We start from the raw sequence: 17706 nt of genomic DNA on the forward strand, positions 1-17706 counted from the left end.
TCAATGGTATTTAAATAAAAAAATAGAATGAAAAAAATAAAGATTTTTGGTTTGGTGGCTGCCGGAATATTGTTATTCAGTGCCTGTTCTGGAAGAAAGGATGATCCGAACTTTATCCGTGTCGGGATCACTTATGGCCCGGAGCAGGAAATTGCTGAAGTAGCTAAAAAAGTAGCCAAGGATAGATACAATCTTGAAGTGGAACTGATCCCTTTCAATGATTATGTAGTTCCCAATGAAGCATTGACTAACGGAGATATTGATGCCAATGCTTTCCAGCATATTCCTTATTTAACAGAACAGTCGAAGCAGAGAGGTTATAATCTTGCCCCTGTAGGCAATACTTTTGTTTATCCTATTGTAGCCTATTCAAAAAAGATTAAAAATGTCGGTGAATTACAGGCAGGCAATACGATTGTTATTCCCAATGATCCTACGAATGGAGGACGTTCTTTATTGCTTCTGCAAAAAAGCGGATTGCTGAAATTGAAAGCTGGCGTAGGACTTCTACCGAAAGTAACAGATATTACAGAAAACCCGAAACAACTCAAAATTATGGAGATTGAAGGTGCTCAGATTCCAAGAGTGTTGGAAGACAGAGATGTTGTTGTGGGAGTGATTAATAATAATTTTGCGGCTCAGGCAGGTTTGAATCAGGAAAAAGAAGGTATTCTTGTGGAAGATAAAGACTCCCCTTATGTGAATGTGGTGGTTGCGAGACAAGATAATAAAAACAGCCAGAAAGTAAAAAACTTTGTAAAAGCCTACCAGTCTCCCGAAGTGGAAAAGAAAGCTAAAGAAATTTTCAAAGGAGGTGCTGTGAAAGGATGGGATTGATGAAAGAGTTTGAGAGTGTAAGGATTTTAGAGTAGTAGAGTTGAGAGAGGATTCGGGATTCGGGGTACAAGTTTTCGGGATGCGAGTTGGAGGGTTGGAGAGTAAGAGGGTTTAAGTTTAGATTCCTTCGGAATGAACAAACTACACGCTATACCTATACGTCCGCCTTGTCTTTCCGTAGGAATCTAAACACTGTGTTAGGAGCATTGTAAGATTCGAGGTGTTGAATGAAAGTATACGGGAGTAGCTTCATTCGTCTTTTATCATTTTGCAATTTCGCTTTTAGCCTTTTCACTTTTATGTTTCCCATCAACTTCTCTTCAGTTTTTTCACATGTACAAATACAATATTGAATAAAAAGCTGTCCGCCAGTAAGCAGGCAGTTTTTTTATTTGCTAAATTTTATTTTCTCAATTTGAGATAATAAAAAATTTTCTTTATTTTTGTTTTTAATCAAATAGAAAGGCATTATGTTAAAGAAAACCGTCATTATAAGTTTACTCACCTTTATTTCTGCTTCTTATATGGCTCAGACAAATACTACCATCCCCGTTTATTTAGATGAATCCAAACCTGTAGAACAGCGTATTCAGGATGCATTATCAAGAATGACACTGGAAGAAAAAGTGGCTATGCTTCACGCACAGTCGAAATTCAGTTCACCGGGTGTACCAAGATTGGGAATTCCGGAATTCTGGACCACAGATGGTCCACACGGGGTTCGTCCTGAGGTAATGTGGGACGAATGGGATCAGGCCGGATGGACCAACGACTCTATTATCGCCTACCCTGCCCTGACTGCTTTATCCGCAACATGGAACAAAAAAATGTCATGGAATTACGGGAAAGCGTTGGGTGAAGAAGCCCGTTACAGAAAAAAAGATATTCTTCTGGGACCTGGAGTTAATATTTACAGAACTCCGCTGAACGGAAGAAATTTTGAATATATGGGTGAAGATCCTTATCTGACTTCAAAGATGGTAGTTCCTTATATTAAAGGAGTGCAGTCTAATGGTGTAGCCACTTCTGTAAAACATTTTGCCCTGAACAACCAGGAAATGTTCCGTCATACGAGCAATGTGAATGTAGATGACAGAGCGCTTTATGAAATTTATCTCCCTCCTTTCAAAGCTGCGGTAACAGAAGGTGATTCATGGACCATCATGGGTGCTTACGATATGTACAAAGGCCAATACGCCAGCCAGAATCAGTATCTTTTAAATGATATTTTAAAGAAAGAATGGAACTATAAAGGGGTTGTAGTCTCTGACTGGGGTGCTGTAAACAATACTGAACAGGCCATTCATAACGGTCTTGATCTGGAATTCGGATCCTGGACCAACGGCCTTTCTGCCGGAACTAAAAATGCCTATGACAACTATTATCTGGCAAAGCCTTATCTTGATCTGATTAAAGCAGGAAAAGTAGGAACTAAAGAATTGGATGACAAGGTAACCAGATTACTTCGTCTTGCATATAAAACAACGATGAACCGCAACAAGCCTTTTGGAAATATTGCTTCTGAAGAGCATAAAGCCGTTGCGAAAGAAATTGGTGAAGAAGGAATTGTGTTATTAAAAAACCAAGGCAATGTTCTTCCGATCGATATAAATAAGGCTAAAAAGATAGCGGTTATCGGAGAAAATGCCATCAAAATAATGACTGTTGGCGGAGGTTCTTCTTCATTAAAAGTAAAATATGAAACCCTTCCTTTAGACGGAATTAAATCCAGATTTGGAAAACAGGCAGATGTACAGTATGCAAGAGGTTATGTAGGTGATATCGGTGGTGAATACAATGGCGTAAAATCCGGACAGGACTTAAAAGACACCCGCTCTGAAGCCGAATTACTGAATGAAGCGGTGGAATTGGCTAAAAAATCAGATTACGTCATTTTTGTAGGCGGATTAAATAAATCAGACTTCCAGGACAGCGAAGGAAACGACAGAAAAAGCTATGGATTACCATACAATCAGGATCACGTGATCTCTGCTCTTGCCAAAGCGAATAAAAACCTTGCCGTTGTTCTAGTTTCAGGAAATGCTGTAGCAATGCCATGGATCAAAGAAGTTCCCACTATTTTACAGTCGTGGTATCTGGGTTCTGAAGCTGGAAATTCACTTGCAGCAATTTTAGCCGGGGATGCCAACCCATCAGGAAAGCTTCCGTTTACTTTCCCTGTAAAACTTGAAGACAACTCAGCACACCAGCTGGGAGAATATCCGGGGCAGAAAGACGAATTTGCCGCAGGAAAGGGAAAAGATCAGAAAAATCCGATCAATATTACTTACAACGAAAGCATTTTTGTAGGCTACCGCTGGCATGATACTAAAAATATAAAACCGTTGTTCAGTTTCGGACATGGATTGAGCTATACCACTTTTGAATTCGGAAAAGCAAAAGCAGACCAGACCACCATTTCACAGGATGGAAAAATCACGTTTACCGTAACCGTAAAAAATACAGGTAAAAAAGCTGGTGCTGAAGTAGCCCAGCTTTACATCAGTGATATAAAATCATCTGTTCCCCGTCCTTCAAAAGAACTGAAAGGTTTTGAAAAAGTATATCTGAATCCTGGAGAACAAAAGGAAGTGAGTTTTACTATTGATAAAACGGCTTTAAGCTATTTTGATGCTCAAAAACATGACTGGGTAGCTGAACCGGGAGATTTTGAAGCACTGATTGGAAATTCTTCTGATGCCATTAAAACAAAAGTGAAATTTACTCTTAAATAAAACTGAGAGTTAAGAGTATAAACTCTATTTAATAATTATTTGATATAATGCAAACAGATTCCAGATTGGGATCTGTTTTTTTAATTTATTTAAACGCAAAGATTATTGAATTCTATCTTATCTGAGGAAGCAAAGAAAGGCAACAAAGTTGCGGATGAAGCTAATGGATCATACGAATGCTTAGAAAAAATCAATCTTTTTGATTCCATCTTTGCTCCCTTTAAATTCAAAAGTATCTTAATGTAAAACTTTGCGTTAAAATAAAAATCCTAAGTCTGCTCAAATATTCAATCTTATTTTTTAAACCATTAAGGAGTTTTTAAGTGATGAAGAAAAATTAAGATTCAAATAAATTTGAATAAAGCGTTGCATCTGATAAATGTCTTTAGACATTCTCTTAATAATCTTAACAACTTAATATTTTCTTAATGGTTCAAAAACTTCAGTGTAGATTTTTTGCTATAGCATAAATATTTTAGAAAAATAAAAAACAGACTCCAAATTGAAACCTGCTTTTATTTTTACCTGACAAATCTTGAATTATTTTCCGCCGCCGCCGTTTTTCTCTACGTCAGTTTTCGTATTTTCTTTTACCTTCTGGTTTCCGAAGCGCTTCACAAACGTAAGGGAAACTCCGTACCAATCCCATTTTGAGTACTCTCTGAAAGTTCCGTCCTGGCTGTAAGTTGTGTTATCACCATAAGGTCTTTTAAAAATATTCATCAGCTGCATACTCAGCTCCATTTGAGTTTTCGGGAATATTTTGGTGACTGAAATATTGTGGAAAACATTGGTATTGTTTGCATATGAGTTTCCATTGTTCTGATTGGCCAATTCTACCCATGCACTCAGGTTAATGTTTTTATTGAAAAGGTTCGTATAAGAAACATTCGCAGAAGCTCCCCAATAACTGATATAATCTTTGGCACCCAGTTTATTTTTCTCATTAAAATCTTTGTTATTAATATAATACCATCCGAATCCTGCATTCACATTCAGTTTATTTTTCAGGAAGTTCTGATTGGTATTGGCAAAAAGGTAATATTTTTCAACCTTTCCGTCAAAGTTTCCGGGTAGTGAAACCGTTCTTCCGTTTTCCGTTACATAAGTCGTCCAGTAATCCTGATTGGTGTGCATATATCTTGCAGAAATAAAATACTTCTTCAGAATTCCGAATTTCATATAAACCCGGTCATTCGGGTTGGGATTCAGATAAAGGTTTCCTCTGGAATAGGTACCGTTAATTTCAGGCATCAGGAAAGGGTTAAACTCAGAATACCATGGTCTCCAGATGCTTCGGTTATAGGTAAGACTCAGGTCAAATTTCTCTGAAAAGCTATATTTCAGCAATAAATTGGGAAGAAAAGTTCCGTAAGAATCTCTTCTCTCTGTACCTGCTACTTCCTGTCTTACTTTATAATCAATGTATTCGTATCGGATTCCGATTCTCGTTTCCAGTTTTTCGAAAAATGTCTTACTATAATTGGCATATAAAGAGCTCAGATGATCTTCATAATGGAATCTGTCATTTTTGGATAGATTAGCAAATTCCGGGGTAGGATTATTCATGCTGAATCCATAAAGGCTGTTGGAAATAGCATGGTTATTGATTTCCGTTTTACCGCCCACTTCCATAGTGCCGCCCGATTTACCGAAAGGATGTGTATAATCCACTTTCAGATAATAATTACGCATCTGGTTGGAGCTGATAACCCCAAGCTGCTGAGTGGTTTTCACTCCCTGTTTATCAATTAATTTATCAATCAGGTTATCATTGCTATCACCGGAGTAATTGGTTCCCAAATTAATATCTAAGATTCTGTTCTTTTCTTTATCATAATATTTATAGAAAGCATTGGTTCCCAGATTACGGCTGAATCCCCAATTGTTCTGGCTTTGGAGGAAAGATTCTCCCGGATCTCCATCTTTTGACGTCATCCCATCAGATTCTGCTGAAAGTAAATTCCTGTTTTGTGAATATTCCAGTACAAGTCCGAAATTATTTTTGTCATTAATTTCAAACTCTGACGTAGAAGAAATGGAAGGGCTTTCATTTCTCATTACGTTTTCCAGGTTGAAGCGGGTAAGCTTATTATTTTCATAACGGTTATCCCAGGTTTGGGTTTTCTGTACATAATTTCCGTTATTGTATCCTCCAATAAAGGTTTGGGTAAACTTTTTCTTATGATAGTTCAGGTTGAAATTCGTGTATTGTGAATTCTTCGTACTTTGTCTGTTATTGAGGGAGATGCTTCCTTTTAGTCCTTCGTCATCCCTTTTTTTAAGAACAATATTGATCACGGATCCTGAAGTTTCATAACGGGAAGACGGGCTGGTAATGACTTCAATTTTCATCAGGTTATCGGCTGGAATAGTTTTAAGGTATTCCTTCAATTCTTTCCCAGTAAATACAGATTTCCTGTCGTTGATGTATACGGTAACCATTTGCCCCTCGGCTTTTACCTCATCATTGTTATCAATACTCACCAAAGGCGTCATTCTGAGAACATCCCATGTTGTATTTCCTGCCAGAATTGCACTATTCGCTACATTGAATACAGTTCTGTCTATTTTCGATTCTACTGTTGGCTTTCTGGCAACCAGTGTAACAGCTTCTATTTCTTTTGCATTTCCCTTCACAGTATCTTTGGCTACGGGAGCTGGAGCTTGCTGTGCCAGTGCTAATGAGCCTGTTAATAGTGCTATTGGAAATAATAGTATTTTCATGTGAGATTATAGTTTTATCTATAAGACCACCATCTGCATAATTTCGTTACATCAAAAAAGAAAAAAAATTAAAATAAACACTTAATTACCAATCATATATAAGTATTTAATTTAAACATAAATTCAAAAACAATACATATTTCTCAACAAAAGAACGTAATATAAATCACTATCATAATAAATATTCTTAAAAAAGCATTTTATACACAATCTAAATTTCAGTTAAAAAAGTTTTAAAATGAATAGTAATTTCATGAATATTTTACACTTAATTAATGTCAAGCAATTTTTATACAGGATTTCCAGCAGGTTTATCCATAAAAAAGCCCGGATCTCATCCGGGCCGCTAGCAATAGCAAATTTACAAGGATTAATATTAAAAAATATATGCTAGTTTAAATTTTCAAAATAATGGATAACGCCTACTTCAGGCAAACGAAGCGGATCTTTATTAAAATCAGATTCTTTATTGTTACTGCTTTCCAGAAACGAATTACTGAAGAGCGCATAAGAAGGCTGTTCTGCTACTCCGTTTTTCAAAAGCTGATGGGCTTCCACAATCGTTTTTCCATATAGCTTTCTGAAGTTTCCAATATTGTATTGTGAAAAAGATCCATAATGAACAATAAACTTGAGGGCCAGATCAATTTTTGTACTTAAGCTCTTACTGAGCTCCTCTATTTTCCTGTTGAAAGCACTTCTCATCTTCCAAAGCATCGTTGAAATACTCTGGTAGGATGGATTTTCATCATAACGGTAAAATAAAATAGCATCGCCTTCAATCTCGGAAATTTCAAAATACTGATCGTTTACCTCAATAAGTGTAGACAATAATTGCCGTACAATATATTCTCCGGTGTACAATTTTGTATTGAACACAAATTCGGTAAATCCGCTGAAATCCGGAATGAGAATGATCCCCTCTTGTATATTTGTCTTCATAATGATAATGGATTAGAAACCTGCTTCATCATTACAGACGAAGCAGATTCAATTTTACTTTATTGCCATCCGCCTCCTACAGAGCGGTAAAGTGCTGTAATGGCATTCAGTCTCTGGGTTTTCAGAGAAGCCAGTTCCAGTTCTGCCTGTAGTTTATTCGTTTGTGCAATAATTACTTCTACATAAGTAGCCGAATTATATTTAAATAACAAATCCGCCTTCTTTACTGCTTCTCCGGATTTCACAGCCAGCCCTTCTGCAATTTTCTGCTGTTCTTCCAGCTTTTTAATCTGTACCAATGCATCAGAAACTTCAGCTACTGCTTTTAAAACAGATTGCTTAAAGTTAATTTCTGCCTGATCAGCCAATACTTTAGACTGTTCATACTGGGTTTTCAACTGTTTCCCATTCAAAATAGGTTGCGCCACAGCACCCGCCACCATTCCAAAAAGTGATCCCGGAATACTGAACCATTTGCTGATCTGGAAGGCATTCACTCCACCCTGCGCAGTAATATTCAATGAAGGATACATACTCATTTTTGCCACATGAATAGCTGCTGCACTTTTTCTGACTTCAAATTCAGCTGTTTTAATATCCGGTCTGTAGCTTAATAATTCTGAAGGAATACCTGCTGCCAGATGATCCGGAGACTGTACATTGTTCAGGCTTGCACTTCTTTCAATTTTTCCCGGCATAGAACCCGTTAACAGGCTCAAAGCATTTTCCTGAGTGGTCACAGAGCTTTCAATCGCCGGAATTGATTTCAGAATCTGATCTTTTACAATTTCCTGCTGCTGTACTGCCAACGCAGTTGTCAAACCAAGTTCCTGCTGTTTGGTCAGAAATTTCAGGGTATTATCTGCATACGCCAGATTCGATTTTGTAATTTCCAGCTGAGTATCCAGCATTAACAAGTTGTAATATCCCTGCACCACCGCAGATACAACCTGTGTTTTTACCGCTTTTGCCGCTTCCTGTGTTTTAAGATATTCTGCCAAAGCCTGTTCTTTTCTGCCTTTGATCTTACCCCAGATATCCGCTTCCCATGAAAAACTCAGAGAAGTTGTATAATCTTCCATATACCTTTTTCCCATAAACTGTCCCGCCATCATCCCGTTCATACTATTGTCGGAAGGACGGTTGATATTGGCATTGGCCGAAGCACTGACTGTCGGTATATTGGCCCATTTGCTTTGGTTATATGCTAATGATGCAAATTCTATCTGCTTTAAAGCCACCTGAAGATCATTATTCTGTACCATTGCTTTATCAATTAACCCTACCAGAACAGGATCTTTGAAGAAGTCTTTGTAGCTTATTTTAGCAATATTCTCCTGAGAATCCACCACCATACTGTCAGCTCTGAAAGCTTCGGGCATTTTTATTTCAGGTTGTTCATATTTCTGAACTTTACAGGAGATTGCTGTTCCGGAAATAAATGCGATGTATGCTATATTTTTAATTTTCATTTTTAAAATCATTTGATTTAATATTCCCAATCTGCATCGGTTACCACTCTTCCGTTGATTCTTTCATGCAATGCCTGGAATACCACAAAAAGAACAGGAACTACAAAAATCCCCAGAATGGTTCCGAAAAGCATCCCTGAAATGGCTGCATATCCGATGGAATGGTTACCCATCGCTGAAGGCCCTACCACGAATAATAATGGAATCAATCCGGTGATAAATGCAAGGGAAGTCATTAAAATAGGACGTAAACGCGCCTTTGCTCCTTCTACTGCAGATGCGATAAGACTTTTCCCTGCTCTACGCCTTTGAATAGCAAATTCCACGATCAGGATACCATTTTTTGCTAACAAACCAATCAACATTACCAGAGCAATCTGTACATAAATATTATTGGAAAGTTCTGCAAAAGTAATTCCCACAAATACTCCTGAAAGACCTACCGGAATAGCGATCAATACAGCTAATGGAAGAATATAACTTTCATATTGGGCAGATAAAAGGAAAAATACAAACACGATACATAATCCGAAGATCATAACAGATTGTGAGCTTGAACCTGCTTCTTCACGGCTCATTCCTTTATAATCATAAGTATATCCCGGAGGAAGTACCTGCTTGCTCACTTCTTCAATGGCTGCCATAGCCTGTCCGGTACTGTATCCCGGAGCAGCCATTACCGTTAAATTGGATGAATTAAACAGGTTAAAACGATCTACCACTTCAGCTCCCGTTACCTGTTTCAGACTTACCAGTGTGTTGACAGGAACCATCTGGCCCAGATTATTTTTAACGAAAATCCCGTTTAAGGATTCTTTATCCTGTCTTGTCTCCGGAGTAGACTGCACGAGAACTCTGTAATATTTCCCGAATCTGTTGAAATCAGAAGCCTGAATACTTCCGTAATATCCCTGCATTACTCCTAAAACATCAGAAACATTGACTCCCAGCTGTGCGGATTTCACTTCATCCACAAGCACCTCAAACTGAGGATACGTAACATCAAACGTGGTAAATGCCACTGCGACTTCCGGTCTCTGCATTAAAGCACCCATCATTCCGTAGGAGATATTTCCAAGGTTCTGAAGTTCTCCGTTGGTACGGTCCTGAAGCACAAGCTCCATCCCACTCGTATTACCGAAACCATCTACCGTTGGGGTGTTGATCACAAGGAAATTGGCTCTTTTATCCTGGGAAAGCATTCCCTGGGTTTGTCCGATGATGTCATTGATATTATTAACAGCACCTCTCTCGCCTCCTTTTTTTAATTTAACGAAAATAGAAGCTGCCGATGATGACATGGAACCACTGAATAAGTTCAGTCCATCTACCGAAATCACTTTATCCACGGCCGGATTTTTCATCAGAAGATCTTCCGTATCGGAAACGACTTTGGAAGTTCTGTCTTTTGATGCTCCGGGAGCAAGGTTAGCCGTTACAATGATAAAACTCTGGTCTTCATCCGGGATAAATCCTTTAGGCGTTGTCATAGACATCCACGCAAACAATCCACCGAAAGCCACAATAATAATCAAAGCCACCCATTTTCTTTTTAAAAGGAATAACACGGCTTTTCCATAACGGAAAGTCAGTTTATTGAAGCTTGCATTAAATCCTGCAAAGAACCTGTCTTTGAAATTCATTTTTTCATGCGTTTCCGGATGATGTTGTTTTAAGAATAAAGCACATAAAGCCGGACTCAACGTCAATGCATTCACCGCTGAAATCACAATAGCAATGGCCAGTGTTAATGCAAACTGCTGGTAGAACAATCCCGTAGAACCACTCATAAAAGCCACCGGAACGAATACTGCAGACATAATCAACGTAATCGAAACAATTGCTCCTGTGATCTCACTCATTGCAGACATCGTAGCGGCTCTCGGGTTGAGTTTTTTATGTTCCATTTTAGCATGAACAGCCTCTACAACCACAATCGCATCATCCACCACAATACCAATGGCGAGCACCAGTGCAAACAAGGTCAGGATATTGATAGAGAATCCGAAAACTTTCATAAAGAAGAATGTTCCCACAATGGAAACCGGAACGGCAATCGCCGGAATTAAAGTAGAACGGAAATCCTGAAGGAAAATATACACCACAATAAACACCAGGATAAATGCTTCTATCAAAGTATGAATTACTTGTTCTATGGATTGATCCAGCGCGTCTTTTGTAGCATAAGGAATTTCATAATCCATTCCTGCCGGAAAGGATTTTTCCAGTTCTTTCATTCTTTCCTGAAGAGCGATCTGTACTTCATTGGCATTGGATCCAGCCATCTGGAAGATCGCCATCGTTACGGATGCTTTTTTATTATAATTCGAAGAAACGGTATAACTGTACGCTCCGAATTCTACTTTGGCAATATCTTTTAATTTCAAAACAGAACCGTCATTCAATGCTTTGATTGTTATATTTTCATATTGCTCAGGCTCTGTAAATTTTCCTTTGTAGCGAAGCACGTATTCCATGACTTCTTTACTTCTTTCTCCTAATCTTCCGGGTGCTGCTTCAAGGTTTTGCGTCTGGATAGCACGCGAAACATCAGATGGAGTAAGATTGTATGAAGTCAGTTTATTGGGATCCAGCCAGATACGCATGGAATAATCTTTATTTCCGTATACCATGGCATCTCCTACTCCTTTTACCCTTTTCAGCTCCGGAACGATATTGATTTTTGCATAGTTTTCAAGGAAAAGATCACTCATTGACCCATCTTTACTGGTCAGCGAGACCATAGCAATCATACTGTTCTGTCTTTTCACCGTAGTGATTCCCGCCTGAATTACTTCTGCAGGAAGCTGATTGGTAACCTGAGCTACCCTGTTCTGCACGTTAATCGCAGCCTGATCGGGATCTGTTCCCAATTTGAAAATAACAGTAATACTTAACGTACCGTCATTACTCGCTGTAGACGTAATATAATCCATATTTTCCACACCGTTGATGGCATTTTCCAATGGCGGTGCTACAGACCTTGCAATAGTCTCAGCATTGGCTCCCGGATAGGCCGCTGTTACCATAACGGTAGGAGGCGCAATGTCCGGAAATTTTGTAATCGGAAGACTTACCATCCCGACGATCCCCAGTATTACAAGCAATACGGAAATAACCGTTGCCAGTACGGGTCTTTTTATAATTTTCTTTAACATGATTTCTTCTTAGGATTTTTTCTGTTGAGCATTTTTCTTCTGTGCCACGACAGGAGTTCCAGGCTGTAATCGGTCAAAACCACTGGTGATATATTCATCTCCAGCCTTAAGTCCTTTGGCTACAATGAAATTATCTCCGGCCTTTCCATTCACTTCTACAGGCAGCATAGCTGCTTTCCCACCCTGAATAGTGAATACAAAAACTTTATCCTGAATGGTTCTTGTAGAAGCAATGGGAAGTAGAACAACATTGCTGTAGAACTGATCAAGTACAATTTTTCCAGTGTTTCCGCTTCTCAAAAGATTGTTCGGATTGTTGAATTTTGCTCTTAATGTGATTGATCCGGTCGTTTTGTTGAACTGACCTTCCACCGCATCAATTTTTCCTGTTTCTGCATATTTTTCACCACCTGAAAGCAATAATGACACTGCCGGTGTATTTTTGATCACTTCAGCAATACTGCTTCCTGTATACTGTTTCTGGAAATTGTTAAAATCATTTTCGCTCAGGCTGAAGTAGGTATACACCTGATGAATATCTGATAATAAAGTAATCGGCTCCTGATTACCCGGCGTCATCAAACTTCCCAGACGATAATTGAACCTTCCGATAAACCCGCTTACCGGAGCTTTGATGGTAGAGAAATTCATATTGATTTTCGCAGATTCAATGGTTGAAGCAGACTGACTTACCGCTCCTCGTGCCGCATTATAAGCTGCTTCAGCCTCTTTTACCTGAATTTCTGAAACCATTTTATTTCTGAACAGTTCTTTTTTTCTGTCCAGATCAATTTTAGAAGTGGAAAGATTCGCCTGAGCAGTAATCAAAGAGGCCTGAGCACTTTTCAGCTGCTCACGGAAAACCTGATCTTCAATTTTGAACAAAGGCTGCCCCGCCTTCACAAAGTCACCTTCATCAACAAAAATTTTGCTTAAATATCCTGTTACCTGAGGTCTGATTTCCACATTGGAGATCCCCTCCACAGATGCTGCATATTCTCTGGAAACAGAGGCGTCTCCCTGTATCACTTTTGCTACAGGCAATTCCGGTGCCTGCTGCTGATAGCCCTGGTTTTGATTGTTTTTCCTACACCCTGCCAATACGATCAGTGAGAGGAAAAGTAGAGTCGATTTTTGAATAAAAAATCTTTGCATAACATTAGTCCTTTTAAATTTTCCGCACAAAAATCGAACGAAAAAAATTCAATAGGATTATTCGAAAAACTCCTTATTTTGTCAAAAAGACTCCTTATTTGAAAAAACATGAGAAATATCATTCATAGATAATATAAATGACAATATTTACTATTTTAAATCAAAATAATAGTTGAAATTTGGTAAAAAGACGTCTTAAAAACACAAAACACTGATTATCAATACAAATCATCTTTTTTGTATTCCAGAGGAGATCTTCCGGCGTGTTTTTTGAAAAATTTACTGAAGGATGCCTGATCTGAAAAACTCAGCTTTGATGCTACCTCACTGATATTCAGGTTGGGATTTTTCAATAACAGCCTGGCTTCTACCGCCAACACCTGATGAATAATATCTCTGGGAGATTTAAATACCGTTTTATTGATTACTTTCGTGAGGTATTTACGGCTGATAAAAAGTTTATCGGCATAGAATTGAACATTATGTTCTTCTTTGAAATGATCCTGAACAAGTTTGAAGAAACGTGTGGTCAATTCATCTTCTCTGTGGGTAACCGGATGGGGCTTTTCGGTTTTCTTGAAATAATTATCAATTTCGTAGATCACCAGCGAAAAGTGATGCCAGATCATTTCGTTGAAATAATAATTTTCTTTTTCCTTATCATTTAAAACCTTCAGCTCATCGAGATGGAAATTTACTTTCCTGTACACATCCGGCTCATTTCTGATGATATGAGTAGGATCTGAAGACAAACTCTTCAGAACATTGTTTGATTTGTAATTAAAGCCTGCATCGGATATAAAGTTCAGTGAAAAGAAAATATATTTAGCATTGTAATCTTCTGTAATTTCATCCAGCCAAAACGTTTCCAGCATGGGACAAAAAATAATATCGCCTTTCGTGACGCTATAACTTTTATCATCCAACCTGAATGTAACACCTCCTTTCTGGACCATAAAAATGCTAAAATAATCGGAGCGGTAAGGCATATTAGGCTGTATAATGTAGTTTGCCTTATCAATTTCCATCACCACAAATTCCTTGATTTTAAGATCAAACTCCACTTGCTGAAGCACTTCATCGAAGGCCAGCTGGGAAACAAAATCAGGTTTTGACTGGGATTTTTTAGGCATTTGGAAAGAAAATTAAATACGAAGGTAGTGGAAAAAGGAAAAAATGCCAAGAAGCCCCATCATCAAATTGTACTTTTTATTGTTTGCTAAACAACAATCAGCAATTCCTTATCATATCCATTGTACTTTTCATCGATATAGCCGTGAGGATTACAGATGATTTCCGTGGCTTCAATCTTATATCTGCACGGCGTATGGATGTGCCCGTGAATCCAGTACAACGGCTGATATTCTTTAATAAAATCTTCCAGATCAGAAGCATAGGCCGCTGTTAAAGGATCTTTTTTGTAATGTCCGGGAACAGATTGTATGCTGGGTGCATGATGGGTAACCACTATATTTTTAAGTCCTATTGAGTTTTCAAGACTTTCTTTTAACCATTGCTTTGAAAGCTGATGAATTTTAAAAGTATCCAATGTTCTCATTTTCGAATAAGAAGGATCTCTTCTGATCATTTTATAGTCGTTGATCTTTGGCTGGCAAAGCATTCCGTACTGAACCGGATTTCCAAAGATTGAAAAATCTGTCCACAAGGTTGCCCCATGAAAACGAATACCGCCTATATCTACAAATGAATTTTCCAGCACATGAACATTGGAGTCCAGCGCTGCTTCTCTGATCTTATGGAGTGTTTTAGGGTAAGAACCTTTATAGTATTCATGATTACCCAAAACATAGATGACAGGTTTATTGGGTATGGCTTCTTTAATCCATTCAATTCCTTTGGTTCCCAGATTGACATCACCTGCCAGCAACACCACATCTGCGTGATCAAAACATAATTCCGTAGTTCCAAATTCCCGATGAAGATCGCTGATGACCTGTATTTTCATGATTTCCCGTAAACAGCAAAGGTAGTGAAGAGAAACAGAATATAAAAAATCAAAAAGAACCGGCACCTAAGCACCGATTCTTTCCTCATATAGTTTGTGTATTTTTAAGACCGCTTATGAAACGGCTACTTCTGCCTGCTTCACTTTTACGCTTTTCAATATAAAATAAAATAACATTCCGAGAGCCAGTAAAGAATAACTGATCAAAATAATCAGATTCAGGCTTCCTACAGAAAGTTCTGACGGAAAGATCTGACTCATTAACGTCATGAATGACAATCCAATACCCGCTCCCAAAAAGTAACTTGTAGAACTCAGACTTGATGCCAATCCGTAATATGCAGGTTCAACATCCTGGATTCCCATTACTGAAAGTGCGGTAAAGCAAAACGTCATTCCAACTCCGGAGATGCATGCAGCTCCCAATAAAACTACGGTTAGCGGATGTCCTGTGTAAACTGAAATCAACAGCAACAATCCTCCAGCCAGCATAAACAACCATCCTAAAACACCCATTTGAGAAGAACTCAGACGTTTCGATATGTGCGGCAGAATGAATTTAGCCGTTAAAGCAGACAGAATACTGAACGGAACAAGCATTAATCCTGCAGACGCAGCACTATACCCCATATCTTTCTGAAGCATCAGTGAAATCAGGAATAAAAATCCGATAAAAAATGCTCCCAGGGTAAAGAATACCGCATTGGAAACTACCAGGGATTTATGTTTAAACAATTTTAAATCTACCAAAGGCTCCGCAACGGATTTTAAACGATAGTACACCATAACAAGCAGTACTAATGCCAAAACCAAAGAACCTGTTATCAGGAAAGGCTGTTCTTTAATATGAACTAATTCATGGGTTCCGTAAGTCAGACTTAAAAGCCCCAGCACCATCAATATTCCTGAAACCAGATCTGTTTTCTGAGCCGTTTCATTTTTCTCATCTGCCGGCAGATAATAATACGACAACACCAATGTGATTAAAAGAATGGGAACATTGATCAGGAAAACCCAATGCCAGCTCAGGTAAGTACTAATAATTCCTCCTACTGAAAGACCACTTCCTGAACCAATGGCAGCAAATGAACTGAAAATTCCTATAGCACGGTTTCTCTCCTGTTCTGCTCTGAAGGTATTGGTCACGATAGACAATGCTGACGGCATTACCAATGCAGCTCCCAATCCCTGCAAAGCACGGAAAACAGCCAGCACTTCAAAGTTTTGGGATAATCCTGCCCCTAATGAAGTGAGCATAAAAATCAGCGCTCCCCACAAAAACATTTTCTTTCTTCCAATCTGGTCTGAAAGTTTTCCCCCAATGATCAGAAATCCTCCAAAAAACAATACATAGAGTGTCTGCAGCCACTGTACGGTCTCGGCTCCAATCTGAAACTGCTGCTGAATAGAAGGAATGGTTAAATTAATAATGGCAATATCCAACGCCTCTACAAATGTTCCTACCGATGCTAAAATTAATATTAAATTCTTCCTTGTATCCATGTTTCAAATTTCCTGCAAAATTAAAATTAACAGAACGTATTTGAAAATTTAACCTTAAATTTGGAACAATATTGAATATTTAAAACACACAAAAGAACAAAACACCTGATCCATCAAAAAAAACCTATAAAAACAGAACAAAATGGCAACTGAAAATTATATTCCAGATGAAAAAGACTTGTCCATCCTCCGTCTTCTTCAGAAAGATGCGAAGATGAGTGTCCGTGATATTTCGGCAAGGATCAATTTGAGTCCTACGCCTACGCATGAGCGTATCAAACGTATGGAAAAACAGGGAATCATTAAAGAATATACGGCTGTAGTAGACCGCAAAAAGGTCAATAAAGGAATGATGGTGATCTGTATGATTGCTTTGAATGTTCACAACAAAAAAACAGCAGGAAAATTTATTGAGGAAGTGGGTAAACTGAAGGAAGTCGTAGAGTTTTACAATATCAGTGGGGATTTTGATTTTATGCTGAAGATCCTGGCTCCCAATATGGATGAATTTCATGAGTTTTTTGTCAATAAACTGTCAGAAATTGAAGGAATTGGACAGACCAAGAGTATTTTTGTGATGAACAGCATCAAGGAAAGTGCGCAAATCGTTTAAGCTAAAAAGCAGCCATGTACCATACACGGCTGCTTTTTTATTTTGAACGGAATATTCCGGATCAGCTTATTTTTTATTTCCAGTAATTCCAGACTGTGCCGTCAAATACCGCCAGTGTTTTGCTGGTTCTATCATAGCACATCATCCCCGGATAAGGATTTTTTACGTTAAGATGTGGTGTGGCTATCTGAGGAAGAACCATTGCTTTATTCTGAGATTCCAGAACCAATACGCCATCAGCAGAACTTGTAGCTTCACCCATAATGACTCCTTTTCCTGTTTCTGCAGAATTATTGATAACAACTGCACTTGAACTTCCGGCATCTGATAATGATTTCCAGACATCATTTTCGTAGACCTTCACTTTGTTATCGGTGACATCAAAGATGAATGTTCCGTTCACTAAAGAACCTGTAGGAAATCCGGAGGTAGCAGGAAGAATTAAGCCTTTTGTATTTCCTGATACATTATCAAAATCCAATACGGTACTCTTTCCGTCTATCGTCTGTTTACCAATCGCAACCTGAGCGAAAAATGTATTACAAACAACTAAGGCAAATGCTATACTTATATTTTTTATATTTCTCATATCCTTTAT

12 protein-coding genes are annotated in these 17706 nt (G+C 38.3%); 3 read left to right on the forward strand and 9 right to left on the reverse strand.

Going from position 1 to position 17706, the window contains the following annotated elements:
* Positions 1 to 27 precede the first annotated feature (27 nt).
* Entirely contained in the window at positions 28 to 837 is an 810-nt protein-coding gene (metQ, locus tag FB551_RS10470) for a methionine ABC transporter substrate-binding lipoprotein MetQ (RefSeq protein WP_142017292.1), read from the forward strand.
* Between the two features lie 524 nt (positions 838 to 1361).
* On the forward strand, positions 1362 to 3572 hold the full coding sequence (locus tag FB551_RS10475; protein WP_374709943.1) for a glycoside hydrolase family 3 C-terminal domain-containing protein: 2211 nt from the start codon (positions 1362 to 1364) through the stop codon (positions 3570 to 3572).
* Positions 3573 to 4112: 540 nt separating this feature from the next.
* Here FB551_RS10475 and FB551_RS10480 read toward each other — a convergent pair.
* The 8 genes from FB551_RS10480 to FB551_RS10515 form a co-directional block, all read right to left on the reverse strand.
* Positions 4113 to 6299 (reverse strand): outer membrane beta-barrel protein, encoded by a 2187-nt coding sequence (locus FB551_RS10480; RefSeq protein ID WP_142017296.1) that lies wholly within the window; start codon positions 6297 to 6299, stop codon positions 4113 to 4115.
* A gap of 390 nt (positions 6300 to 6689) precedes the next feature.
* Positions 6690 to 7241 carry a DUF2652 domain-containing protein gene (locus FB551_RS10485; protein WP_142017298.1) on the reverse strand — a complete coding sequence of 184 codons (552 nt, stop codon included), beginning with the start codon at positions 7239 to 7241 and terminating at the stop codon, positions 6690 to 6692.
* A 59-nt stretch (positions 7242 to 7300) separates the two neighbouring features.
* Positions 7301 to 8713 carry an efflux transporter outer membrane subunit gene (locus FB551_RS10490; protein WP_226798670.1) on the reverse strand — a complete coding sequence of 471 codons (1413 nt, stop codon included), beginning with the start codon at positions 8711 to 8713 and terminating at the stop codon, positions 7301 to 7303.
* Positions 8714 to 8730: 17 nt separating this feature from the next.
* Entirely contained in the window at positions 8731 to 11871 is a 3141-nt protein-coding gene (locus FB551_RS10495) for an efflux RND transporter permease subunit (protein ID WP_142017302.1), read from the reverse strand.
* A gap of 9 nt (positions 11872 to 11880) precedes the next feature.
* Positions 11881 to 13026, reverse strand: coding sequence for an efflux RND transporter periplasmic adaptor subunit (locus tag FB551_RS10500; protein WP_142017304.1), 1146 nt, complete (start codon positions 13024 to 13026; stop codon positions 11881 to 11883).
* Positions 13027 to 13244: 218 nt separating this feature from the next.
* On the reverse strand, positions 13245 to 14159 hold the full coding sequence (locus FB551_RS10505; RefSeq protein ID WP_142017306.1) for a helix-turn-helix domain-containing protein: 915 nt from the start codon (positions 14157 to 14159) through the stop codon (positions 13245 to 13247).
* A gap of 86 nt (positions 14160 to 14245) precedes the next feature.
* Positions 14246 to 14992: a metallophosphoesterase gene (locus FB551_RS10510; RefSeq protein WP_142017308.1), complete on the reverse strand. Its 747-nt coding sequence runs from the start codon at positions 14990 to 14992 to the stop codon at positions 14246 to 14248.
* A 114-nt stretch (positions 14993 to 15106) separates the two neighbouring features.
* Complete coding sequence (locus tag FB551_RS10515; protein ID WP_142017310.1) at positions 15107 to 16495, reverse strand: MFS transporter; 1389 nt, start codon at positions 16493 to 16495, stop codon at positions 15107 to 15109.
* Positions 16496 to 16637: 142 nt separating this feature from the next.
* Between FB551_RS10515 and FB551_RS10520 the strand changes: the two genes are divergently transcribed.
* Positions 16638 to 17108, forward strand: coding sequence for an Lrp/AsnC family transcriptional regulator (locus tag FB551_RS10520; RefSeq protein ID WP_034696927.1), 471 nt, complete (start codon positions 16638 to 16640; stop codon positions 17106 to 17108).
* A gap of 73 nt (positions 17109 to 17181) precedes the next feature.
* Here FB551_RS10520 and FB551_RS10525 read toward each other — a convergent pair whose 3' ends face one another.
* The gene (locus tag FB551_RS10525; protein WP_142017312.1) at positions 17182 to 17697 is read right to left on the reverse strand and encodes an iron-containing alcohol dehydrogenase; all 516 of its coding nucleotides are present in this window, start codon (positions 17695 to 17697) and stop codon (positions 17182 to 17184) included.
* Positions 17698 to 17706: the final 9 nt, after the last annotated feature.

Source organism: Chryseobacterium aquifrigidense, from assembly GCF_006716485.1.
GTDB classification, from domain to species: domain Bacteria; phylum Bacteroidota; class Bacteroidia; order Flavobacteriales; family Weeksellaceae; genus Chryseobacterium; species Chryseobacterium vietnamense.